Genomic DNA, 18,032 nt, shown 5'->3' on the forward strand with positions numbered 1-18,032 from the left:
GATTTGCATGGACCAGAAAATCACAGGCTAAAGCCTGTGCCACCAAAATCAAGAGCCGGAGAGCGAAAGGTTGTCCTCAACATTTCGCGATTTCTTTTCACTGGGTGCAGGGGTCACCCCTGCCGAAGGAAGCGTGAAACCCATCGCGGGTTTCACTTTCAATAAAGTGATTTACCCTTCCCCGTCAGGGATTGATTATCACCAAGGTGCCCTTGGGTAGGAGTCGCGTCAGCTCTTCGATGTCTTCGTCTTCGACCGAAATGCATCCCGTGGTCCAGTTGATGTCGCCGCGGTTGAGCTCGGGTTCGTCGGTGCCGTGGATTCCGATTCTGCCGCCTACGCCTACCGGGTGGCCATCTTCATGCGGCACCTCGCCGTCGTCGCGCATTTGTTCGTACCGATGGCGGTCGAGGTCGTTTGGATAGTTCAAGGTGAGGAACCAATCCCAGCGGGCGCTGGGATGCTTATCGATAATTGCGTAGACGCCCTCGGGCGTGCGCCGGTCTCCCTCCCACAATTTTGTGCCGGGCTCGAAACTCCGTCCGAACACGGCGTGGTAGCTCTTAAAGAGCCGGCTTTTGTAGTAGACGATCAACTGGTGGCGCTTTTTGAAAATCGTCACCGACCAATTGAACGGATCGTCGAAAGCGATAGCGCGGGTCTTGTCGAACAGGAGTTGACCCGGCGTCGGCACGCGATCGGTCCGCACCCCTTCAATTTTCACTTGCGGGAGCGGTCGCGGAGTAGGCGCCGCGGTCGGCGTCGGGGTGGGAGTAGTTCCAGGACCGGGCGGCTCGGGCGTCGGCATCCCTGGATCTACATACTGGACCTGCTTCGGATTGTACGGTGGAGGCGGCGGCAGCGTGCCTGCCTTCGCGGCGTCACCGGCAGTGATCGGCTCGTTCTGCTGCGCCAACATTGCGGCGGGCCCGGCGAGCACAGGCTCGGCGGCGCACATCAAGACGATAGTCGCGCCAATCAACGCGGCCGTGAACGATCCAACAATCCTGCCCATCAGCTCCAGCCAAACTCCAGCATCGCGGTCACATTATGCATTTTGTAAATGCTTGGTGCGAAGGTCAATTGTAACGTAGCGTGAATATTTGATTTATCGGCGAGCGACCTCGGGAGCTTTCTTGCAATGGAGAACAATCTTGCGCGCGCGATGACCGGTCTCACCACCGGAATATATGTTTTGACCACGCAGGAGAATGGGCGATGCCACGGGATGTCGTCGTCGTGGGTCGCGCAGGTCTCGGGCGAGCCCGTGATGTTCACGGCGGCGGTCGATAACGCGCACTTCAGCAACGCCGTGATCGCCAGAACCGGCGCATTCGGCCTGAACATCGTGGGACGCCGCGGCCGCGAGCTCGAAGATTACTTTTATTCGCCGCGCGCCCGCCGCGACAACAATCTCGACACGATCGAGTTCGAGCTTTCGCCGACCCTCTCAGTGCCATGGCTGAAACTTGCGATGATCGCTCTGGAAGCACGCGTGGTCGACAGCCGCGTCGCTGGCGATCACACGATTTTCGTGGCGTCACCGGTGAGCGTCCGGATTAGCGCGAACGATCGTCCGCTGACGTCGCTCGATCTCGACTACGTTTACCTCGGCGGCAAGAATGTGGTCGCGCGCGATCGCTCCGGATGGGATTAGGAAGGCGGGCACGGCGGCCCGCCCCACTTAACCTTTGCCCGGCGGGCAACCGTGGGGCTGGCCGCCGTGCCCGCCCCGCTTTGACCACCGGCAAAATCGTCTGATAGCATCCGCGCGCGGAGAGATTTAGATGGCAATTGAAAAGAACGAACTGCGGCGCGTGATGGGTCATTTCGCAACCGGCGTTACCGTGATCACGTCGCTTCGCACCTCCGGTGAATTGCATGGCCTGACTGCCAACGCGTTCACTTCCGTCTCGCTGATTCCCCCGCTCGCGCTGGTGTGCGTCGACAAGAAGGCTGAGAGCTATCCGTGTTTCGAGGAGAGCAAAATCTTCACCGTCAACGTACTGGCGTCCGACCAGGAGGCGCTGTCGCGCAAGTTTGCGGTCAGCGGCGGCAACAAGTTCGAAGGCATCAGCTACAAGATCGGCGCGAACGGCGCACCGATCCTCGACGGCGCGCTTGCGTATCTGGAATGCAAGGTGACTGTCGCGATCGACGGCGGCGACCATACGATTTACCTCGGCGAGATCGAGCAGGCCGAAACTCCGCATGAAGGCAAGCCTCTCCTGTTCTTCCGCGGCGGATACCGCGAGCTTGGCGATTAGACCGCAAACGCCAACGTGAGCGCCGTCGCCCGTATCCCAGGCATCAGCGTTTTCCTGCCGTCGCATAACGAGGAAGGCAACGTCGAGCGCGTTGTGCGCTCGTGGATCGCCGAATGCCCGCGGGTCGCAGACGACTTCGAAGTGATCGTGGTTGACGACGGCAGCCGGGATCGCACCGGCGAAATTGCCGAGCGACTCGCCGCCGAGGACTCACACGTCAAGGTCGTGCGTCATCCGGTGAATCGCGGCTACGGCGGTGCGGTGATTTCCGGGATTCGCGCCGCCACTCAGCCCTACGTGCTGCTATGCGACGGCGATGGCCAGTTCGATCCCGCGGATCTCGAGAAGCTGACGCCGTTTGTTCCCGAGTACGACGTGGTTTGCGGAAGCCGCAAGCATCGCGCGGACCACTTGATGCGACGGGTCAACGGCAAGGCATGGACGACTCTCGTCCGCGTCCTGCTCGGCATCACCATCACCGACATCGATTGCGGTTTGAAACTGTTCAAGCGCGAAAAGCTCGACGGGATGGTATTGCGCGCGCATGGCGCGATGATCTCGACCGAGCTGATGGCGCGGCTGGCGGGGCGTCACGCCAAGGTAAAAGAGGTGGACGTGCAGCATCTGCCGCGGCTGACCGGCGAGCAATCGGGCGCAAATCTCAAGGTGGTCGCACGGGCGTTTAAGGAACTGATAGCACTGTATCGCGAGTTAAGAGACGAACGCCAAGGGCAAGGATAGGAGAGTCTCGGCCTCTCCGCGGTGGGAATCGCCCGTACGCAAAGCGGATAGACGGTAGACCGATTGCGTCACCGCGCGGTTCCCGTAGGATGAAATCAAGGAATTTTGTAGGAAGTTCTTGCCGCGCAGCGATGGCACAGGTATAGCAATACGCTTAATAGTCACATTGCGTCCCATTAAGGGCCGCCCCAGATCAAGGAGATCCACGAGTATGAAGCGCACCCTATCAATCCTCTCCGCAGCTTTCTTCGCCACCGCGTTGGCGATGCCGGCATTCGCCCAGGCCCCAGCGGCCGAGCCGAGCATGGCAGCGCCTGCGGCTGAGGGCAGCATGGCGGCACCCGAAGGGGAAGCATCGCCGGCCCCCAAGCATCATCACCACCACCTGTTCCACCACAAGAAGAAGGCGGACGCCTCGGCCAGCGATATGGCATCCCCGGGAGCAGAAGCATCGCCGGCGATGGCTCCCCCGGCCAATCCGTAACAATTTGACGGATAATTCGACAGGGCGACCGCGCACGGCGGCCGCCCTGTTTCGAATCGCCTGAAGCCGATCGATCCATTAAGGGTCGGGGGGCAAAGTTCGCTTTGCCTCCGGCGATCGGCTGGTTGCGCGAAGCTGGTTCGTCCGGCTCGCGATGACTGGCACGACGCCTTTTTTCGCGCGCAGCGTCGTAAAAGCACGCTGCGCGTTTTTTTGCGGAGAAAATTCCTGCTAGCATCTCATTTCTTCCTGCGGGTATCGTTGGCCGCAGGGAGTTGAGAAGTTGTTGAGCTTTCGGCGTTCGATGATTTGCCTGCTTGCACTGATTGCGCTGGTTTTCCAGTCGCCCATCAGCGCCCGCGCCAGCGCCAAAAGCAGTTCTTCCGACGAGCAGGTCTGCGATCCGCTGGCAGACTATTTCCTGGGCATGGAAGATTACCCGGAAGCCATTCGCCGTCATCGGGTCGTGATTGAAAACGATCCGGACAACGCACTCGCTCACTATCACCTTGGGTTTGCTTACGGCGTCGTCGGCGAACATCGTCAGGAACTCGCCGAATATCAAAAGGCGATCGAGCTTGGCCTCAACGATTGGCAATTGTTTTTGAATCTCGGTCTGCTCTATCTCGATTCCGGCCAGACTCGCGACGCAACCCAGGTGCTGAGGTTGGCCGCACTGCTCGGACCGGAGCGGCCCGAGACCCACTTCAACCTCGCGCTCGCCTATGAGCGTCGCGGAGCTCTCGCACAAGCAGAGCAGGAAGCGCTACTGTCGTTGCAAATCGATCCGAGTCAACCGGACGCGCGCAACACGCTCGGCGCAATTTACGCCGAGGAAGGCAATTACGTCAGAGCAAGCCAGGAATGGAACGAGCTGGTCGGTGAGATTCCCGATTATACGCCGGCGCGGACCAACCTTGCGATTTTGCAACACGTCGAAAGCAGTGGCTCGAAGCCCACGCCCGAATCAACCGGGTTCATCCGCATTCCCTGAACGGGGCAGCTTCGGACTAACGCTGACGACGAAGGTAGGTGGTGGATTTGGGGAAGTGGTGGAATTTGTTCAATGGGTCTCGGGGGTTCGTTAGTTTGAAATCTACAGGTTGGCTCGGCTCGGCCGCGATGTTGAGCATCGCGATCGTGTTCGCGGCGTCGCCTGCTCGCGCTTCTGCTCAATGGCGCCGGGTGCATAAGACAACTCATTCGAAGCACGCGGCTCGGGCTGCCACTTCCGGCGGACCGCTCTACAAGGGCGCTCTGCTCGAGGATGCCGACAGCGGGCGCGTGCTGATGGCCTACAACGCAGACATGGAATGGCCGCCGGCCTCGATGGCTAAGATGATGAACTTGCTGGTCGCGCAGGAGCAGATCAACGCGGGCCGTTTCAGTGGCAATGACCCGGTTAGAATTTCGGAACGCGCGGCGCATACGGGCGGCTCGCGCGTCGGCCTAAAGGAAGGCGACGTATATCCGCTGCGCGAACTGATGAAAGCGGCGCTGGTCAAATCAGCCAACGACGCCGCGGTCGCAGTCGCGGAAAAGATCGGTGGCTCGGTCGAGGCGATGGTCCGCATGATGAATGAGCGGGCGCAACAACTCGGGATGAACCATACGCTCTATCAGACCGTCGATGGACTCCCGCCGCGCCCGACTCACGACGCCGATCGCACAACAGCCTACGACCTCGCAATCGTGGGCCGCGCGATTATCCGCGAAACTAACCTGCTGATGTGGTCGAGCCAGGAGCATATGGATTTCGACAACGGCGTCGCCATCCTGAACAACACCAATCATCTGATCGGCCATTTCGAAGGATGCGACGGGCTCAAGACCGGTTTCACCTACCAGGCGGGATTCAACGTCACCACCACCGCCAAGCGCGAGAATATGCGGTTGATAGCGGTTATTCTTGGCGCGCCGTCGAATGCGCAGCGTTTTGCGCAGGCCGCCAAACTGATGGAGTGGGGCTTCGACCAATTCACTGCGGTGTCGTTGCTGAAGTCCGGACAGCCGATTCCGGTCCAGGTGCAGGTCCACGAGGGTCCGCTGATTCAGCCGGTCGCGGCGCACGAACTCAAACTCGTGGTGCCGAAGGCCGATGCCTCTGCGGTAAAGCTCGTGTACGATGTGCCGCCAGCGATCAACGGGCCCGTCACGACAGGAGAGCCTCTCGGGCGCGTGATAGCCCAGGACGAAGGACAGGCAGCGACGGAAGTGATGGCGATAAGCCCAATCGCATTCACCGCGCCGCACACATTAGGGGGCGAGGCGTACAACGCGTCCGCGCCGCCATCGACGAATAATGCAGGTCAGGAGAACCAATGAAGGTAGCTTCGAAACAACGAAACCGGCGCAACCGGAAACTGGCTCGCAAGAAAAAGAGCGATCCGCATCAGGCAAAATCCCGCCTGCGCAAAATGCGCCGCACCCGAATCCGCGGCAAGTAGTTTCGCGCGTCAGAGGTCTTCACTCGCGTACTATTTCTGCGAATTCGCGGTAAGCTCCCCGAACTCCTCTGGTCCAGAGTCGAGGCGCGGGCCGAGGATGCTTTTCAGCTCGTCGGAACCGACGGTCTCCTCCCTCAGCAGCGCTTCTGCCAGCCGATCCAGCCGCTCTCGTGAGTTGGTAAGACAGCGGCGGACTCGATCGTGGGTCTCCTGGAGCATCCGCAGGACTTCCTGGTCAATGCGCGCCGCCGTCGCTTCGCTATAATCGCGTCCCTGCGCAATTTCGTAACCCAGGAAAGGCTGCTGCTCGTCGGTCTTGAAAGCGACCAGTCCGAGCTTGCTCATTCCCCAGCGAGTCACCATCCGCCGAGCAAGGCGCGTCGCCTCGACCAGGTCATTCTCGGCGCCCGTCGTCACCTCGCCGAAGACGATTTCCTCTGCGGTGCGCCCGCCCAACATCACGGCCAGCCGCGCCTTTATATAGGACAGGCTGAGATTGTGCCGCTCTTCTCCCGGAAGCTGCTCGGTCATTCCAAGCGCCTGGCCGTGCGGCACAATCGTCACCTTATGAACTGGATCGGCGGCCGGCGTCATCCACGCAACCACTGCATGGCCGCACTCGTGATAGGCGACCACGCGGCGCTCGCTCGGGTTCACCAAGTGTTGCTGCGCGGCACCCATCCGTATCTTGTCCTCACTCTCTTCGAAATCGGCCATGGTAACCGCCGATCGATTGTGTCTCGCCGCGGTAAGCGCGGCTTCATTGCAAAGGTTCGCCAGATCCGCCCCACTCATTCCTATCGTTCGGCGTGCGAGATTATCCAGATCGACATCGGAGGCAAGTGGCAGCTTGCGCGTATGGATACGCAGGATGCCTTCGCGTCCTTTTCGATCCGGAAGACCGACGACCACCTGGCGATCGAAACGTCCCGGCCGCAGCAGTGCTGGATCGAGAACGTCCGGCCGATTGGTCGCCGCAATAGTGATCACCTCGGTGCGCTCGTCAAAACCGTCGAGTTCGCCCAGTAATTGATTCAGCGTCTGTTCGCGCTCGTCGTTGGTCGCTCCGAGGCCCGCGCCGCGCCGCCGCCCGACCGCGTCGAGCTCGTCAATAAACACTATAGAAGGGGCCGCCTCCTTGGCCTGCCGGAAGAGATCTCGCACGCGGCTCGCTCCCACACCTACAAACATCTCGATGAACTCCGAGGCATTGAGGCTGAAAAACGGAACCCCGGCTTCGCCCGCTACCGCACGAGCCATGAGAGTCTTGCCGGTTCCGGGTGGTCCGACCAGCAGCACGCCCTTGGGTATGCGTGCCCCCAAATCCCGGTATTTCTGGGGATTTCTAAGGAAGTCGACCTCCTCCTGAAGCTCGGACTTGGCTTCGTCCGCCCCCGCGACGTCGTTGAAGGTGACCTTTGGCTGCTCGCTGCTGTAGCGCTTGGCCCTCATCCGTCCGAATCCGAACACACCCGATTGGCTGCGGACGGCCCGGTTGCTCATCCACCAGAAGAACCCGAACAGAAGTATCAGCGGTCCCCAGTCAACCAGCATCGCCACGAACCACGGCGTCGAAGACGATGACACATCTACGACGACGTGGTGCGCAATCAGCAGGGGCATCAATCCAGGGTCGCCGACCGCCGCCGGAAAGGTCGTCGTGAATTCGCGGTACGCTATCGGAGCAGGCGCGGCTGCTTTCGCTGAAGAAGGAGGTGGCGACGCAGAGGGCGCGGAAGGTTTCGACGACGCCTCGGGAGTCCCACTCGCAGGTGGCCAGACGAGAGGCTTTGCGAAAGTTCCGTCGATCTGATCGACGGCAATATGGACCCGGGTGACATTGTCTGCGCGTACCTGCGCGACAAAAACGGAATAAGGGATGGGAGCCTTAGGATGAGGCGCCGGCCACAATCCGGTCAGATACCAGAACATCAGGGCCAGCGAGATCAGCCACCAGAGCAGAGCACCTCGCGGCAGCTGCGGCTGTTTCTCGGGAGTTCTGTTTTCGGGCAGGGGTTGCTGCTGCGCCATCTTTTTAACGTTAGCAAAGTATCCTTCTGGGTGATGGTTCGAACCGCGGAGATCTATGTGGAGCAGGATCATGACGCCCCAAACTCGAGGCGCAGCGCCACCTCCAGTTTAGGCCAGCGGCCAAGTTTGGATCAAAGTCATCCACGCAAAGGCGGGCGTATGCGGCGATGCTATGCGCGCATCGCCGCCGTTCAATTTAACGGCTTATTCCGTCGATTGCGCGTCCTCTCCAGGCGTCGATTTCTCGTGATGCTCGAAAGGATCGGTGAATCTTTCCCAGGTTCGATCCCGATCGATGATGGCGTCTTGAATTGCCTTGCGGCGCCGCTGGAGGTAGCCGTTTCGCACCGCGGCGTACAGGTCGAGCGAAGTGTCCTCGACGTCGTCGTACAGTTTCATGTTATTCGCGCGCTCGTTGATTCTACTCGCGGCGGCGCGGCCGAAGTCGGCGCCGATCGGCGTGATGAACCACGAAAGCGGATCCATGAATGAATCAGCGGCGAACCCAAATGCGTCGCGCACGTCCAGCGGCGGCAACAACGGCAATACCAGGTAGGGTCCGGGCTTCGCGCCGTAGAGCGCAAAGGTCTCTCCGCTATCGGCGTCAGTCTTCTCGAGACCCAGGCGCGAAGCAGGGTCGAACAAACCAGCGACTCCGACTGTCGTGTTGACGACGAAGCGCGTGAGCTCGATGCCGGCACTGGGCAGCCTGCCTTGCAGGACCTTGTTCACGAACCGCTTCGGCATCGCCAGGTTGTAGAACGCGTTAGCCAGACTTTGTCGCACCTCGGCAGGAAACGTTTTCGCCCAGACCTTGGCGGCCGGCTTTATCGCGTAATGGTCGGCTAGATCGAAGTTGAAGTAGAAGGTCTTGTCGTTGAACTTCTCCCACGGATCGTAATCCATCTCCTCGCTCGGCGATGGCATATCCGAAGCAAGCGCCTCCCGCGCTTGCTGATCGCGCACGCGCGAAGCGTCACGTTGCCCGGAACATCCGGCCAAACTGATGACGACGACCGATAGAATCGCAACCACAAGCAACAGGACCAGGCGCCCGTGTGGTGAATCCGCGTAGGTTGCCGAAGTTCCCCGCCCCGCAAGGGGTTGGGAAGTGTTATGCAAGGTTTGAAACTCCATCACGAATGAGCTTCGCCTCCGTAGCGGAAGAGTCGCAATGCGATAAGGAAAGACACGAGGCCGTAACCCACCAGCACCAGCAGCTCAGTTGAAATTGCGATGAGAGTTTTGTCGCGCAGCATCACGTCCTGCAGCGCCGACATCGACCAGGTGGTGATGAGCGCGTTCGCGATTTGCTGCATCAGTCGCGGCAAGTCGTACAAAGGCCAGAACAATCCGCCGAGTGAAGCCAGCACGAACGCCACCGCCAGACCTACCGGAATCGCCTGCTCGCGCGTGCGCACGAATGCGGCAATCACGGCGGCGAAGCAGGTCATCGAGGCGACCACTGCAGTCGCCACCAGGATCATAGCGACCGGTGAATGGCCGAGCCTGAGCCCATAAACGAAATGTCCGAACACCAGCAGCAGGAGCAATTGCGCGGTGCCTACTACCAGGCGCGCCAGCAGCTTTCCGCCGAGGAGAGACGCGGGAGGCACCGGCGCGACCGAGAGCCGCGCACTCGTGCCCCACACTTCCTCCTCGCGCAGCGCCAGCGATACGCTGAAAATCAGGGTGAGCAGGACGAACATCAGGCTGAAGCCCGGGATATTTTGCTCGAGCGACGAGAACGAAACGTTGTCGCCGGTGATGTTACGCTCCTTCACGCTCAGCAGTTCCTGGCTGAAGGGATCGCCCAACGACGCCGTCTCGCGATCGGCAAGCAGCATCACCACTTTGATCGCCTCGAGCTCGCGCCATTGCGCGGGATCGGTGAGCATCTCCACGGTCGAGGGCTTTTGCGCGAGATAACGCTTGCTCAACTCGGGTGGCAGGATGAGTGCGGCGGGAGCGTCGTTCACCTCGGCGACCAGATGTTGTGCCGTCGCGCGGGACACTTCGCGCACATCAAGATGCTCGCGAAAGGCGCGAATCAGCGCAGTTGCAACCGGTCCCTGATCCTCGTTGACGACGGGGAACAGGATGCTCTTGCTGCCGTCGCCGGATTGCGTGGCGGAAGCGACGACCATTATCACCACGATCGGAACGACCAGCAGCGCAATCAGGCCGAAACGATCGCGGCAGATGAGCCGGAGGTCCTTCAGCATCATCGCCACCGTCTTCATGACTGGGCCTCGCCGCTGGCGTTGCCGTATTTCCGCCGCATCAGGGTGAGCACGTCGTCGACGCTCATCCGCGAAAGGAGATCGTTGAGCTGGCTGCCGAGGTTGGCGGTCAGACTGACGTCCTCGACCGTGATCGAGGTCGCCATCCAGGTATCGCCCTCGGGTTTTAGCCGATACGTAACGTCGAACTGATCGCGCGGCGTGACGATTTTGGTATCGACGACTGCGCCTGCGCCGGTTGACTGCTCGCCCGCATAAACGAAATTCGGATTTTCGAAGAGCAGGAGTTTCTGCACGTAGGTCCGCTGGAGAAGCTCGCGGAACAGACCCAGGAACTCCTGCTGCTGATCGGGCGTAAAGCTCGACCAATGCGGGCCGAGCGCCTCCCGACCCATCTCGTCAGTGTCGAGAAATTTGCTGAACAGGGTGGACAGCGCAGCCAGCTTTTCGTTGTGAGTCTGACTGCCGGCGACGATTACGCGCGCCTGCTCGAGAGTCGTGCGCGTGTAATCGAGCGGGGTCGCGGCCCGAGCCGGAGCGACCAGCAGAAGCACGGCCACCAGCATGATGGATAAGGTGCGCATCAATCGCGAAGCTCCATTCCGGTCAGATGTAGAAAAAGATTTTCGAGGCTGAGCGGCGCAATCTTGATGCGCACATTTTGATCTGCGCGACTGAGAATCTTTTGAAGCGGCCACAGGTAATCAGTGGCGCGTTTTACGTACAGTCGAACGACGCCGTCGCGGCGCTCGATCTGGCTGACTCCGCCCAACGCCTTCATCCCGCCGAGATCGAAACCAGCCGGCAGTCCCCGCACCTCGATGATTTCCGCGAATTCCAAACCGTTCAGAAGAGACTCGAGAGTGCCCACTGCGACGAGCTTGCCTTCGCTCAGGATTCCGAGGCGGTCGCAAAGCCGCTCCGCTTCTTCCATGTAGTGCGTGGTGTAGAGGATGGCGTTGCCGTCATCGCGCAGGCCGCCGATAATTTTCAGGATCTGCTCACGCGATTGTGGATCGACTCCCGCAGTCGGCTCGTCGAGCAGAATCAGTTTCGGCCGATGTACCAGCGAAACTGCGAGATTCAGACGCCGCTTCATACCGCCGGAGAAAATGCCGACCTGATCGTCGCGGTGAGCCTCCAATCCGACCAGTGCCAGCAACTCGTCGATACGTTCACGCAGCTCAGCGTGCCTCACTCCATAGATGCGCCCGAAGAACTGCAGGTTCTCTGCCGCGGTAAGCGCCGGGTATAGCGAGACTTCCTGCGGTGCAAGACCGATCATCTGGCGAACGAGATATGGATTCCTGCTCGCGCTATGACCGAACAGCGTCGCGTCTCCCGATGATGGCCGGTTCTGCGTCGCGAGCATCGCAATCGTGGTGGTCTTGCCCGCTCCGTTGGGGCCTAGCAGGCCGAAAATCTCGCCTTCGAGAATCTCGAAATTCAATGCGTTGACGGCAGTGGTCGTACCGTAGCGCTTGGTCAGGGCGACAACACGCAGTGCGATCTTTTTGTCAGTGGGATCCGGCCGAAGGAATGGATCGCCGCGAGTACCAGGACCTGTCCTGCCCAAATTGTTGCGCAATGCAGTGGTGGCTGGGCTGATTCGCATTTTAACTGCCTGATTACGAAGCTCGGGGGCCTGCCCGCGCTTACCTGAGAGACGTGAATCGTGACAGCACAATCTGCGCCACGAAGCTTTCCTGGACGAACGGCGCGAATTTACCGGCGTAGCTACGGATTGTCTCGGATGGACGGGAGCGTCTTTTGCGATTTGCTCTCGCGGTTTGCAAGAAAGTTCTTTGAACGCTGCTCGCGCATCACTTTCTTCGACTCGATTGCATTCGGCCGCCAGTTTTGACCGCTGAGCGCCGAATCATTCGCGGCTTATCCCCGGGGCGCTTGTTTTTCTCCCAGGTAAGGATCAAAGACCTCAAACGACGTGGGTCGATTCCCAAGGCATCGCACACATCCTCGAAAGAGAAAGGTCCGTCGGCCTTGTCATGGAAAATCCAGAACCGGGCTTCCCTGAATTCCTGTCGCCTGCCCGGACTTTTCGCCTCGAAATTGCGCTGAAAAGTTCGCACCGCGTCGGCAAGGATACCGCCCATCAGGCGCATGATTGGTTCGACTGAAGCCGAGCCTCGCCGCGCCGGATAGAATTGCGCGGGCATGACGGCGTCGGCGCGGAGTTCGTCGCCCGCCGCACCTATCGTCGTATCGATTCGCGTGACCGCATCGTCCATGACTGACTACCTCGGCGGTTTCGTCTCAGAGGATCCACAACGCTGCGGCTGCGCCGGTCAGGACTGAAGCCGCGGACATCAGGACCACTGCCATCGTGTACAAAGTCCGATCACTCATACCGATTCACTCCCAGACGCGGTTGCCAACGAAAAAGCCCACACGGCGTCGCTATTTTCCTGCTCAGGAGGGACAGAGAGACGGCGCGCCCGACCGTGTGGGCGATCTTTTTTCGACGACTACAGCTCTTCAACCCTCCGCGTTAGCAGGCGTGAAAAATGACCGCACAAGCAGCATGCCGCGGGATTGTCGCGCAGCAGGCCAGAGTCGCGATCACCAAAGTTTAAGGCGTAACGGTCTAATAGAGAGGCTTAGATAGCATCAGTGGGGCGAATACTAACCTGGCGCACACATACAATCAGGGAGCATAGAAGTAGTATTCGGCTGTGTAAGAGACCCGAGTCTGCTCCCCTTTGTCCGACGGTGCACAGCCGCTCGCGGGAGCCTCACCGCCTTTTGTCTGCAAGCGCTGGATGCTGGAAACGTTCGTCAGCACGCCGCTGCCGGTGTGGCCGGTCGCGGTCAGCAGCAGCCACGGAATCGAATCCGGATTAGGAGCAGCACTGGATATCGGTCTCCCTGTCACCTGGCTTCCGTCTAACCATCGCCAGGTTGGTCCGGCAAAATGAGAGCCCACATTTCGTCCGGCTTGGTCAAAGAGTTTGGCATCGGGTCCGCTGAGAATCCATTTTGATCCATCGCAGGTGTAAATCTGTTGCCCCGATGCGTGCGCGTGCGCTCGCAGATGTTCGCCGGCGGGCGGCTTGAGAATCTCCGGCACTGACGGCAGCGTCTGCGGCTCTGCACCATGCGACCTGATTGCAACCGCTGCGAAGACAGCAGCGACGAGGACCCGTCGGAGAGCGCGAGAGCTACCTGCGATCTTGCTTGCGACCTGAGTTTCTCTGTCGTCTGCGCTATTCATGCAACGAATAATCCATCTTCAAACTAACGTGGCAAGAACCGCTTTTCTGCGGATTGTTGGCAATTCGACCGGGCGAAATTGACAAAGGTCTCTGCGGTCGGTTACCAATGTATGTGCCCCTTCGATCGACATCCTCGTACTGCGGAGAAAGTTTCTGGCCGATGTCTCGGTGATCGCCGTCGTACCGGCGCGGTACGGATCTTCCCGCCTGCCCGCAAAGGCGCTGGCGGAGATCGCCGGAGTGCCGATGATCGTGCGGGTGTGGCGGCAGGCATCGAAAGCGAAATCGATCGCGCGCGTGATCGTCGCGACTGACGACGAACGAATCGCGGCGCCCGTGCGGGCGGCGGGCGGCGAAGCGATTATGACCTCGCCAGAGCATGCGAGCGGCACCGATCGGCTCGCCGAGGTCGCGTCGAAGATCGTCGCCGACATCTATCTCGGCGTGCAGGGCGATCAACCGTTCATCGCGCCCGACGATCTCGACGCGCTGGCCGAGGCGATGCGCGCCGATGCGTCGATTCAAATGGCGACGTTGGCGACGCCGATTATCGACCATCTGGAGTGGACCGATCCGAACAAGGTGAAGGTTGTGTGCAGCGCAGACTGCCACGCGCTATACTTCTCCCGAAGCCCAATTCCACACGCCCGCGACGGCGGAATGCCCAAAGAGGCGCTTCGCCATATCGGTGTTTATGCGTACCGGCGCGACTTCCTTATGAAATTTGCCGCCCTTCCGATGGGCGTGCTGGAGAGCATCGAAAAGCTGGAGCAATTGCGCGCGCTTGAACATGGTTACGTTATCAGGGTGGTCAGGTCGGTGGCGCCGTCGATTGAAGTAGATACCGCGGACGATCTTTCGCGCGCTCGCGAGGCGGCAGGGGATTCAACTCGTTGAGGATGGGGAGGGAATCGACTTGGAGAGGGCAAAGACTAAATTTATATTCGTAACCGGCGGCGTGGTTTCGTCGCTAGGCAAAGGCCTGGCGGCCGCGTCGCTCGGCGCGTTGCTCGAGGCGCGCGGGCTCAAAGTCACGATGCTCAAGATGGATCCCTATATCAACGTGGATCCTGGCACGATGAGTCCCACTCAGCATGGCGAAGTTTTCGTCACTGACGACGGCGCTGAAACTGATCTCGACCTCGGCCATTACGAGCGCTTCGTGCAAACTCCGATGGGTAAGCGCAACAACTGCACCACCGGCCAGATTTACGACACCGTCATCCAGAAGGAACGGCGCGGCGATTACCTCGGCGCTACCGTGCAGGTGATTCCGCATATCACCGACGAGATCAAACGGCGCATCCTCGCCGCGGCCGAGGGCTCGGATCTGATTATCGTTGAGATCGGCGGGACAGTCGGCGATATCGAGAGCCTGCCATTCCTGGAAGCGGTGCGCGAATTTCGATGGGACCTCGGCCGTGAAAATGTTCTGTACGTGCATCTGACTCTGGTCCCGTTTATCCCGACCGCCGGCGAGCTCAAGACCAAGCCTACGCAGCACAGCGTGAAGGAGCTGACCGGGCTCGGGATTCAACCGGACATCCTGCTCTGCCGATGCGATCACCAACTTGATAAAAAACTCAAGGCGAAGATCGCGCACTTCTGCAACGTCGAGGAGAACTGCGTCATCTCGGCGCCGGACGTGCCGACGATTTACGAAGTGCCGCTGCGCTATCACGACGAGGGTTTCGATCAGCGCGTGTGCGAGAGACTCAACATCTGGACCGGCGAGCCGAACCTTTCCAAATGGCGGCGAGTCGTCAAGGCCGCGCAGAGTCCGAAGGTTACCGTCAACGTCGCGGTGGTCGGCAAGTACGTCAATTTGAAGGACGCCTACAAGAGCCTGCACGAGGCGATCGCGCATGGCGCAATCAGCAATGAGGCGCGGGTCAATATCGACTACGTCGATTCCGAAGAGCTCGAGAAGCAAAACGTCGAGGAGCGCCTCGCGCAGGCGCACGCGATAATCATTCCCGGCGGCTTCGGCGAGCGCGGCACTGAGGGCATGATTCGCGCGGTCCGCTATGCGCGCGAGAACGGCGTGCCGATTCTCGGCATCTGCTACGGCCTGCACATGATGGTGATCGAAGCGTCGCGCAATTTGCTTGGCCTCAAGCGCGCGAACACGTCGGAGAACGCGCCCGACTCGCCCGACCCCGTGATCCATATAATGGAATCGCAGCGCGACGTCTCGAAGAAAGGCGGCACGATGCGCCTCGGGGCGTACCCTGCGGTGCTCACGTCGGGATCGATCGCGGCATCGCTGTATCGCAAGGCGCGCATCTCGGAACGGCATCGCCATCGATGGGAAGTGAACAACTCGTATCGCGAGAAGCTCGAAAAAGTCGGACTCGTCGCGACCGGCATCTCACCCGACAACAGCCTGGTCGAGATAATGGAGTTGAAGGGGCATCCGTGGTTTCTCGGCGGCCAGTTCCATCCGGAGTTGAAGTCGCGACCGCTCGATTGTCATCCTCTCTTTCGCGGATTGATTCGCGCGGCCGTGCAGCGCCGTGCTGAGCTCGGAGTGAAGCGCCCGAAGGTGCGGGAGCTGAGATCGGTTTCGTGAGCGTGGCCCAGGTCAAAGCCGGCGACGCCATCTTCGGCGGCCCGGAGCTCGTGCTGATCGCGGGTCCGTGCGTGATCGAGAGCTACGATTCATGCATCCGGCATGCGACGCGGCTCGCGGATATCGCGCGTCGCGCGAAGTTGCCATTCGTTTTCAAATCTTCATTCGACAAGGCCAATCGCACCAGCCACAACTCGTTTCGCGGACCTGGTCTGGTCGAAGGGCTCGAGATTTTGGCGGCGGTGAAGCGCGAGGCGGGCGTCGCCGTGCTGACTGATATCCATGAACCGTCGCAGGCAGCGGCCGCGGCAAAAGTCGTCGATGTGATCCAGATTCCCGCGCTGCTCTCGCGCCAGACAGATCTGATCGACGCGGCCGCGAAGACCGGTTGCGTTGTCAACATCAAGAAGGGGCAGTTCCTGGCGCCGTGGGATATGAAAGCGGTGGTTGCAAAGGCGGAGAGCGCAGGCACGCGCCGAATCATTTTGACCGAGCGCGGATTTTCATTTGGCTACAACAACCTGGTCTCCGACATGCGCTCGCTCGTGATCATGCGCGGCTTCGGCTACCCGGTCGTCTTCGATGCGACCCATTCGGCGCAGCTTCCTGGAGCGGGCGAGGGTGGCATATCCTCGGGCGGTCAGCGCGAGTTCGTGGCTCCACTGGCGCGCGCGGCGGTCGCGACCGGAGTCGACGGAATTTTCATGGAAGTACACGAGAATCCCGACCGCGCCCTGAGCGACGGTCCCAATTCATATCGGCTCGACGACCTGCCGGCGCTGCTCGAAACCCTCAAGCAAATCCATCACCTGTCTCAAAAGTCCGATTGATCTAAACTTACGGGTGTTGGCACGAAGTTAGATTCGCGGCGGCCAAAGGAATAATGAGTGCATGTTCGCAGCGGATTGCAAGTATGGTGCCGAATCGCCTTTAGGTTTACTCTGAAAAAGGTGCTTGTTACCGTGGACGATTGGAGAAATTGAACTTGAGTCCGAGGCGAATCGCTAAGTTCCTGGCCGGTTTTGGCGCGATCGCGCTGGTGATCCTGCTGGTCGCGACCATCTGGATCGTGCGGCATCGCTCTGCCACCCAGGTGTTGCAGACTGCGGCCGGGCTGGTGCCGGGAACTCTCCTTCGGGCGCACAATTTCCACTGGACGCAGATGAAAGCCGGCGAGCGCCAGTGGGTGCTGACCGCGGGCGAGGCCGATTATTCGGCGGACAAGACGATGCTGAAGCTGACCGATGCGGTCGTCACGATGGTTTCGTCGGACGGCAAACCGGTGGTCGTCAACTCGCCTCATGCGGATTTGACGATGAACGGGAATCACGTGACCAAGGCGTATCTGACCGGCGGCACCGTAATCCATTTTGGCGACTACGTCCTCAGCACTGATTCCGCAACCTTCATGCCTGATGACGACAAGGTCGAAGCGCCCGGCCTCGTGACTGTTATCGGCGACGGACTCAAAGTGACCGGAGTTGGACTCAGCGGGCATCCCAAGACGCGGGTCTTCGAACTTCATACGCAGGTTCAGACTGAAGTGATGCCGAAGAAAGATAGTGAAAAACCCAAGCAAAGTTAGCCGAGTATCGCGAATACTTGCGAGCGCGATAGTCGCGATCGCGCTTGCGTCACCGACGTGGGCGCAGGATGGCGTCAACACACCGATGTCGTCGCCGGACGCGTCGTCCGCGGTTGGCGGTTCGGGGACCGTCGGCGACTCGATTCGCAACACGCCGTCGAATTCGACGCCGCCAGCGGCGTCCGCTCCGCGAGGCGCCAACAGCGACGATTCGAGCGAAGATTCGATCAGCGTGACCGGTGGAGTGCCGGGCGCTCCGCCGTCTGCGCCCGCATCGGATACGACGCAGGCGCAACCTGCGGTCGCGCCTGCGCCGGCAGAAGCGCCGCCTGCGGCGCCGGCCGTCGCAGTCGCGCCCGCTCCGGCGCCTTCGGCGCCGGAGGTGCCGGTGACAGCCGCAGACGTTGCGCCTGCGGCGTCGTCGTCGAC

18 protein-coding genes and 1 pseudogene are annotated in these 18,032 nt (G+C 60.4%); 11 read left to right on the forward strand and 8 right to left on the reverse strand.

Annotated elements, in window-relative coordinates; all coding sequences use genetic code 11:
• Positions 1-184: 184 nt before the first annotated feature.
• Positions 185-1,015 (reverse strand): L,D-transpeptidase family protein, encoded by an 831-nt coding sequence (locus tag WB650_RS09695; protein ID WP_422304183.1) that lies wholly within the window; start codon positions 1,013-1,015, stop codon positions 185-187.
• Between the two features lie 126 nt (positions 1,016-1,141).
• On the opposite strand from WB650_RS09695, the gene WB650_RS09700 reads away from it, so the two are divergent.
• The 6 genes from WB650_RS09700 (at position 1,142) to WB650_RS09725 (ending at position 5,817) form a co-directional block, all read left to right on the forward strand.
• The gene (locus tag WB650_RS09700) at positions 1,142-1,657 is read left to right on the forward strand and encodes a flavin reductase family protein (protein WP_422304182.1); all 516 of its coding nucleotides are present in this window, start codon (positions 1,142-1,144) and stop codon (positions 1,655-1,657) included.
• A gap of 130 nt (positions 1,658-1,787) precedes the next feature.
• Entirely contained in the window at positions 1,788-2,267 is a 480-nt protein-coding gene (locus WB650_RS09705) for a flavin reductase family protein (RefSeq protein WP_422302835.1), read from the forward strand.
• Positions 2,268-2,282: 15 nt separating this feature from the next.
• Complete coding sequence (locus WB650_RS09710) at positions 2,283-3,008, forward strand: glycosyltransferase family 2 protein (RefSeq protein WP_422302837.1); 726 nt, start codon at positions 2,283-2,285, stop codon at positions 3,006-3,008.
• Between the two features lie 211 nt (positions 3,009-3,219).
• On the forward strand, positions 3,220-3,492 hold the full coding sequence (locus WB650_RS09715; RefSeq protein ID WP_422291764.1) for a hypothetical protein: 273 nt from the start codon (positions 3,220-3,222) through the stop codon (positions 3,490-3,492).
• 286 nt (positions 3,493-3,778) lie between these two features.
• On the forward strand, positions 3,779-4,486 hold the full coding sequence (locus tag WB650_RS09720; protein ID WP_422302839.1) for a tetratricopeptide repeat protein: 708 nt from the start codon (positions 3,779-3,781) through the stop codon (positions 4,484-4,486).
• Positions 4,487-4,581: 95 nt separating this feature from the next.
• Complete coding sequence (locus WB650_RS09725) at positions 4,582-5,817, forward strand: serine hydrolase (protein WP_422302840.1); 1,236 nt, start codon at positions 4,582-4,584, stop codon at positions 5,815-5,817.
• Positions 5,818-5,969: 152 nt separating this feature from the next.
• Here WB650_RS09725 and ftsH read toward each other — a convergent pair whose 3' ends face one another.
• The 7 genes from ftsH to WB650_RS09760 all read right to left on the reverse strand — a co-directional run bounded on the left by ftsH (position 5,970) and on the right by WB650_RS09760 (position 13,445).
• Positions 5,970-7,970 (reverse strand): ATP-dependent zinc metalloprotease FtsH, encoded by a 2,001-nt coding sequence (gene ftsH / locus WB650_RS09730; RefSeq protein ID WP_423960282.1) that lies wholly within the window; start codon positions 7,968-7,970, stop codon positions 5,970-5,972.
• A 204-nt stretch (positions 7,971-8,174) separates the two neighbouring features.
• A complete protein-coding gene (locus WB650_RS09735; RefSeq protein WP_422303647.1) occupies positions 8,175-8,897 on the reverse strand; it encodes an MlaA family lipoprotein in 723 nt (240 codons plus the stop codon).
• Positions 8,898-9,106: 209 nt separating this feature from the next.
• Positions 9,107-10,213 carry an ABC transporter permease gene (locus tag WB650_RS09740; protein ID WP_423960284.1) on the reverse strand — a complete coding sequence of 369 codons (1,107 nt, stop codon included), beginning with the start codon at positions 10,211-10,213 and terminating at the stop codon, positions 9,107-9,109.
• Complete coding sequence (locus WB650_RS09745) at positions 10,210-10,797, reverse strand: MlaC/ttg2D family ABC transporter substrate-binding protein (RefSeq protein WP_422303645.1); 588 nt, start codon at positions 10,795-10,797, stop codon at positions 10,210-10,212. Before WB650_RS09745 ends, WB650_RS09740 begins: the two co-directional genes overlap by 4 nt.
• Complete coding sequence (locus tag WB650_RS09750) at positions 10,797-11,828, reverse strand: ABC transporter ATP-binding protein (protein WP_422303644.1); 1,032 nt, start codon at positions 11,826-11,828, stop codon at positions 10,797-10,799. Before WB650_RS09750 ends, WB650_RS09745 begins: the two co-directional genes overlap by 1 nt.
• 208 nt (positions 11,829-12,036) lie before the next feature.
• A complete protein-coding gene (locus tag WB650_RS09755; RefSeq protein WP_422303643.1) occupies positions 12,037-12,462 on the reverse strand; it encodes a hypothetical protein in 426 nt (141 codons plus the stop codon).
• Between the two features lie 416 nt (positions 12,463-12,878).
• Positions 12,879-13,445: a DUF3455 domain-containing protein gene (locus WB650_RS09760; RefSeq protein ID WP_422303642.1), complete on the reverse strand. Its 567-nt coding sequence runs from the start codon at positions 13,443-13,445 to the stop codon at positions 12,879-12,881.
• A gap of 169 nt (positions 13,446-13,614) precedes the next feature.
• Here WB650_RS09760 and kdsB point away from each other — a divergent pair, with 169 nt between their 5' ends.
• From kdsB to WB650_RS09785, 5 genes and pseudogenes are all read left to right on the forward strand, one after another.
• Positions 13,615-14,343, forward strand: a complete 729-nt coding sequence (gene kdsB / locus WB650_RS09765; RefSeq protein WP_422303641.1) for a 3-deoxy-manno-octulosonate cytidylyltransferase — start codon at positions 13,615-13,617, stop codon at positions 14,341-14,343.
• A 19-nt stretch (positions 14,344-14,362) separates the two neighbouring features.
• Positions 14,363-16,018: a CTP synthase gene (locus tag WB650_RS09770; RefSeq protein WP_422303640.1), complete on the forward strand. Its 1,656-nt coding sequence runs from the start codon at positions 14,363-14,365 to the stop codon at positions 16,016-16,018.
• Positions 16,015-16,848, forward strand: coding sequence for a 3-deoxy-8-phosphooctulonate synthase (gene kdsA / locus WB650_RS09775; protein WP_423960286.1), 834 nt, complete (start codon positions 16,015-16,017; stop codon positions 16,846-16,848). The genes WB650_RS09770 and kdsA overlap by 4 nt, the downstream gene beginning before the upstream one ends.
• Positions 16,849-17,003: 155 nt before the next feature.
• A complete protein-coding gene (lptC, locus tag WB650_RS09780) occupies positions 17,004-17,603 on the forward strand; it encodes an LPS export ABC transporter periplasmic protein LptC (RefSeq protein ID WP_422304224.1) in 600 nt (199 codons plus the stop codon).
• Positions 17,581-18,032, forward strand: a pseudogene (locus tag WB650_RS09785) (hypothetical protein); the annotation flags it as partial. The gene lptC and the pseudogene WB650_RS09785, both read left to right, overlap by 23 nt.

Origin of the sequence: Binatus sp. (SeqCode) (assembly GCF_049584895.1) — a bacterium.
Lineage (GTDB): Bacteria > Desulfobacterota > Binatia > Binatales > Binataceae > Binatus.

Bases quoted from the DNA above. Each gene is read 5' to 3' on its own strand.
- WB650_RS09695 (WP_422304183.1), bottom strand. From the start codon at position 1,015: ATGGGCAGGATTGTTGGATCGTTCACGGCCGCGTTGATTGGCGCGACT.
- WB650_RS09700 (WP_422304182.1), top strand. From the start codon at position 1,142: ATGGAGAACAATCTTGCGCGCGCGATGACCGGTCTCACCACCGGAATA.
- WB650_RS09705 (WP_422302835.1), top strand. From the start codon at position 1,788: ATGGCAATTGAAAAGAACGAACTGCGGCGCGTGATGGGTCATTTCGCA.
- WB650_RS09715 (WP_422291764.1), top strand. From the start codon at position 3,220: ATGAAGCGCACCCTATCAATCCTCTCCGCAGCTTTCTTCGCCACCGCG.
- ftsH (WP_423960282.1), bottom strand. From the start codon at position 7,970: ATGGCGCAGCAGCAACCCCTGCCCGAAAACAGAACTCCCGAGAAACAG.
- WB650_RS09735 (WP_422303647.1), bottom strand. From the start codon at position 8,897: ATGCCATCGCCGAGCGAGGAGATGGATTACGATCCGTGGGAGAAGTTC.
- WB650_RS09740 (WP_423960284.1), bottom strand. From the start codon at position 10,213: ATGAAGACGGTGGCGATGATGCTGAAGGACCTCCGGCTCATCTGCCGC.
- WB650_RS09745 (WP_422303645.1), bottom strand. From the start codon at position 10,797: ATGCGCACCTTATCCATCATGCTGGTGGCCGTGCTTCTGCTGGTCGCT.
- WB650_RS09750 (WP_422303644.1), bottom strand. From the start codon at position 11,828: ATGCGAATCAGCCCAGCCACCACTGCATTGCGCAACAATTTGGGCAGG.
- WB650_RS09755 (WP_422303643.1), bottom strand. From the start codon at position 12,462: ATGGACGATGCGGTCACGCGAATCGATACGACGATAGGTGCGGCGGGC.
- WB650_RS09760 (WP_422303642.1), bottom strand. From the start codon at position 13,445: ATGAATAGCGCAGACGACAGAGAAACTCAGGTCGCAAGCAAGATCGCA.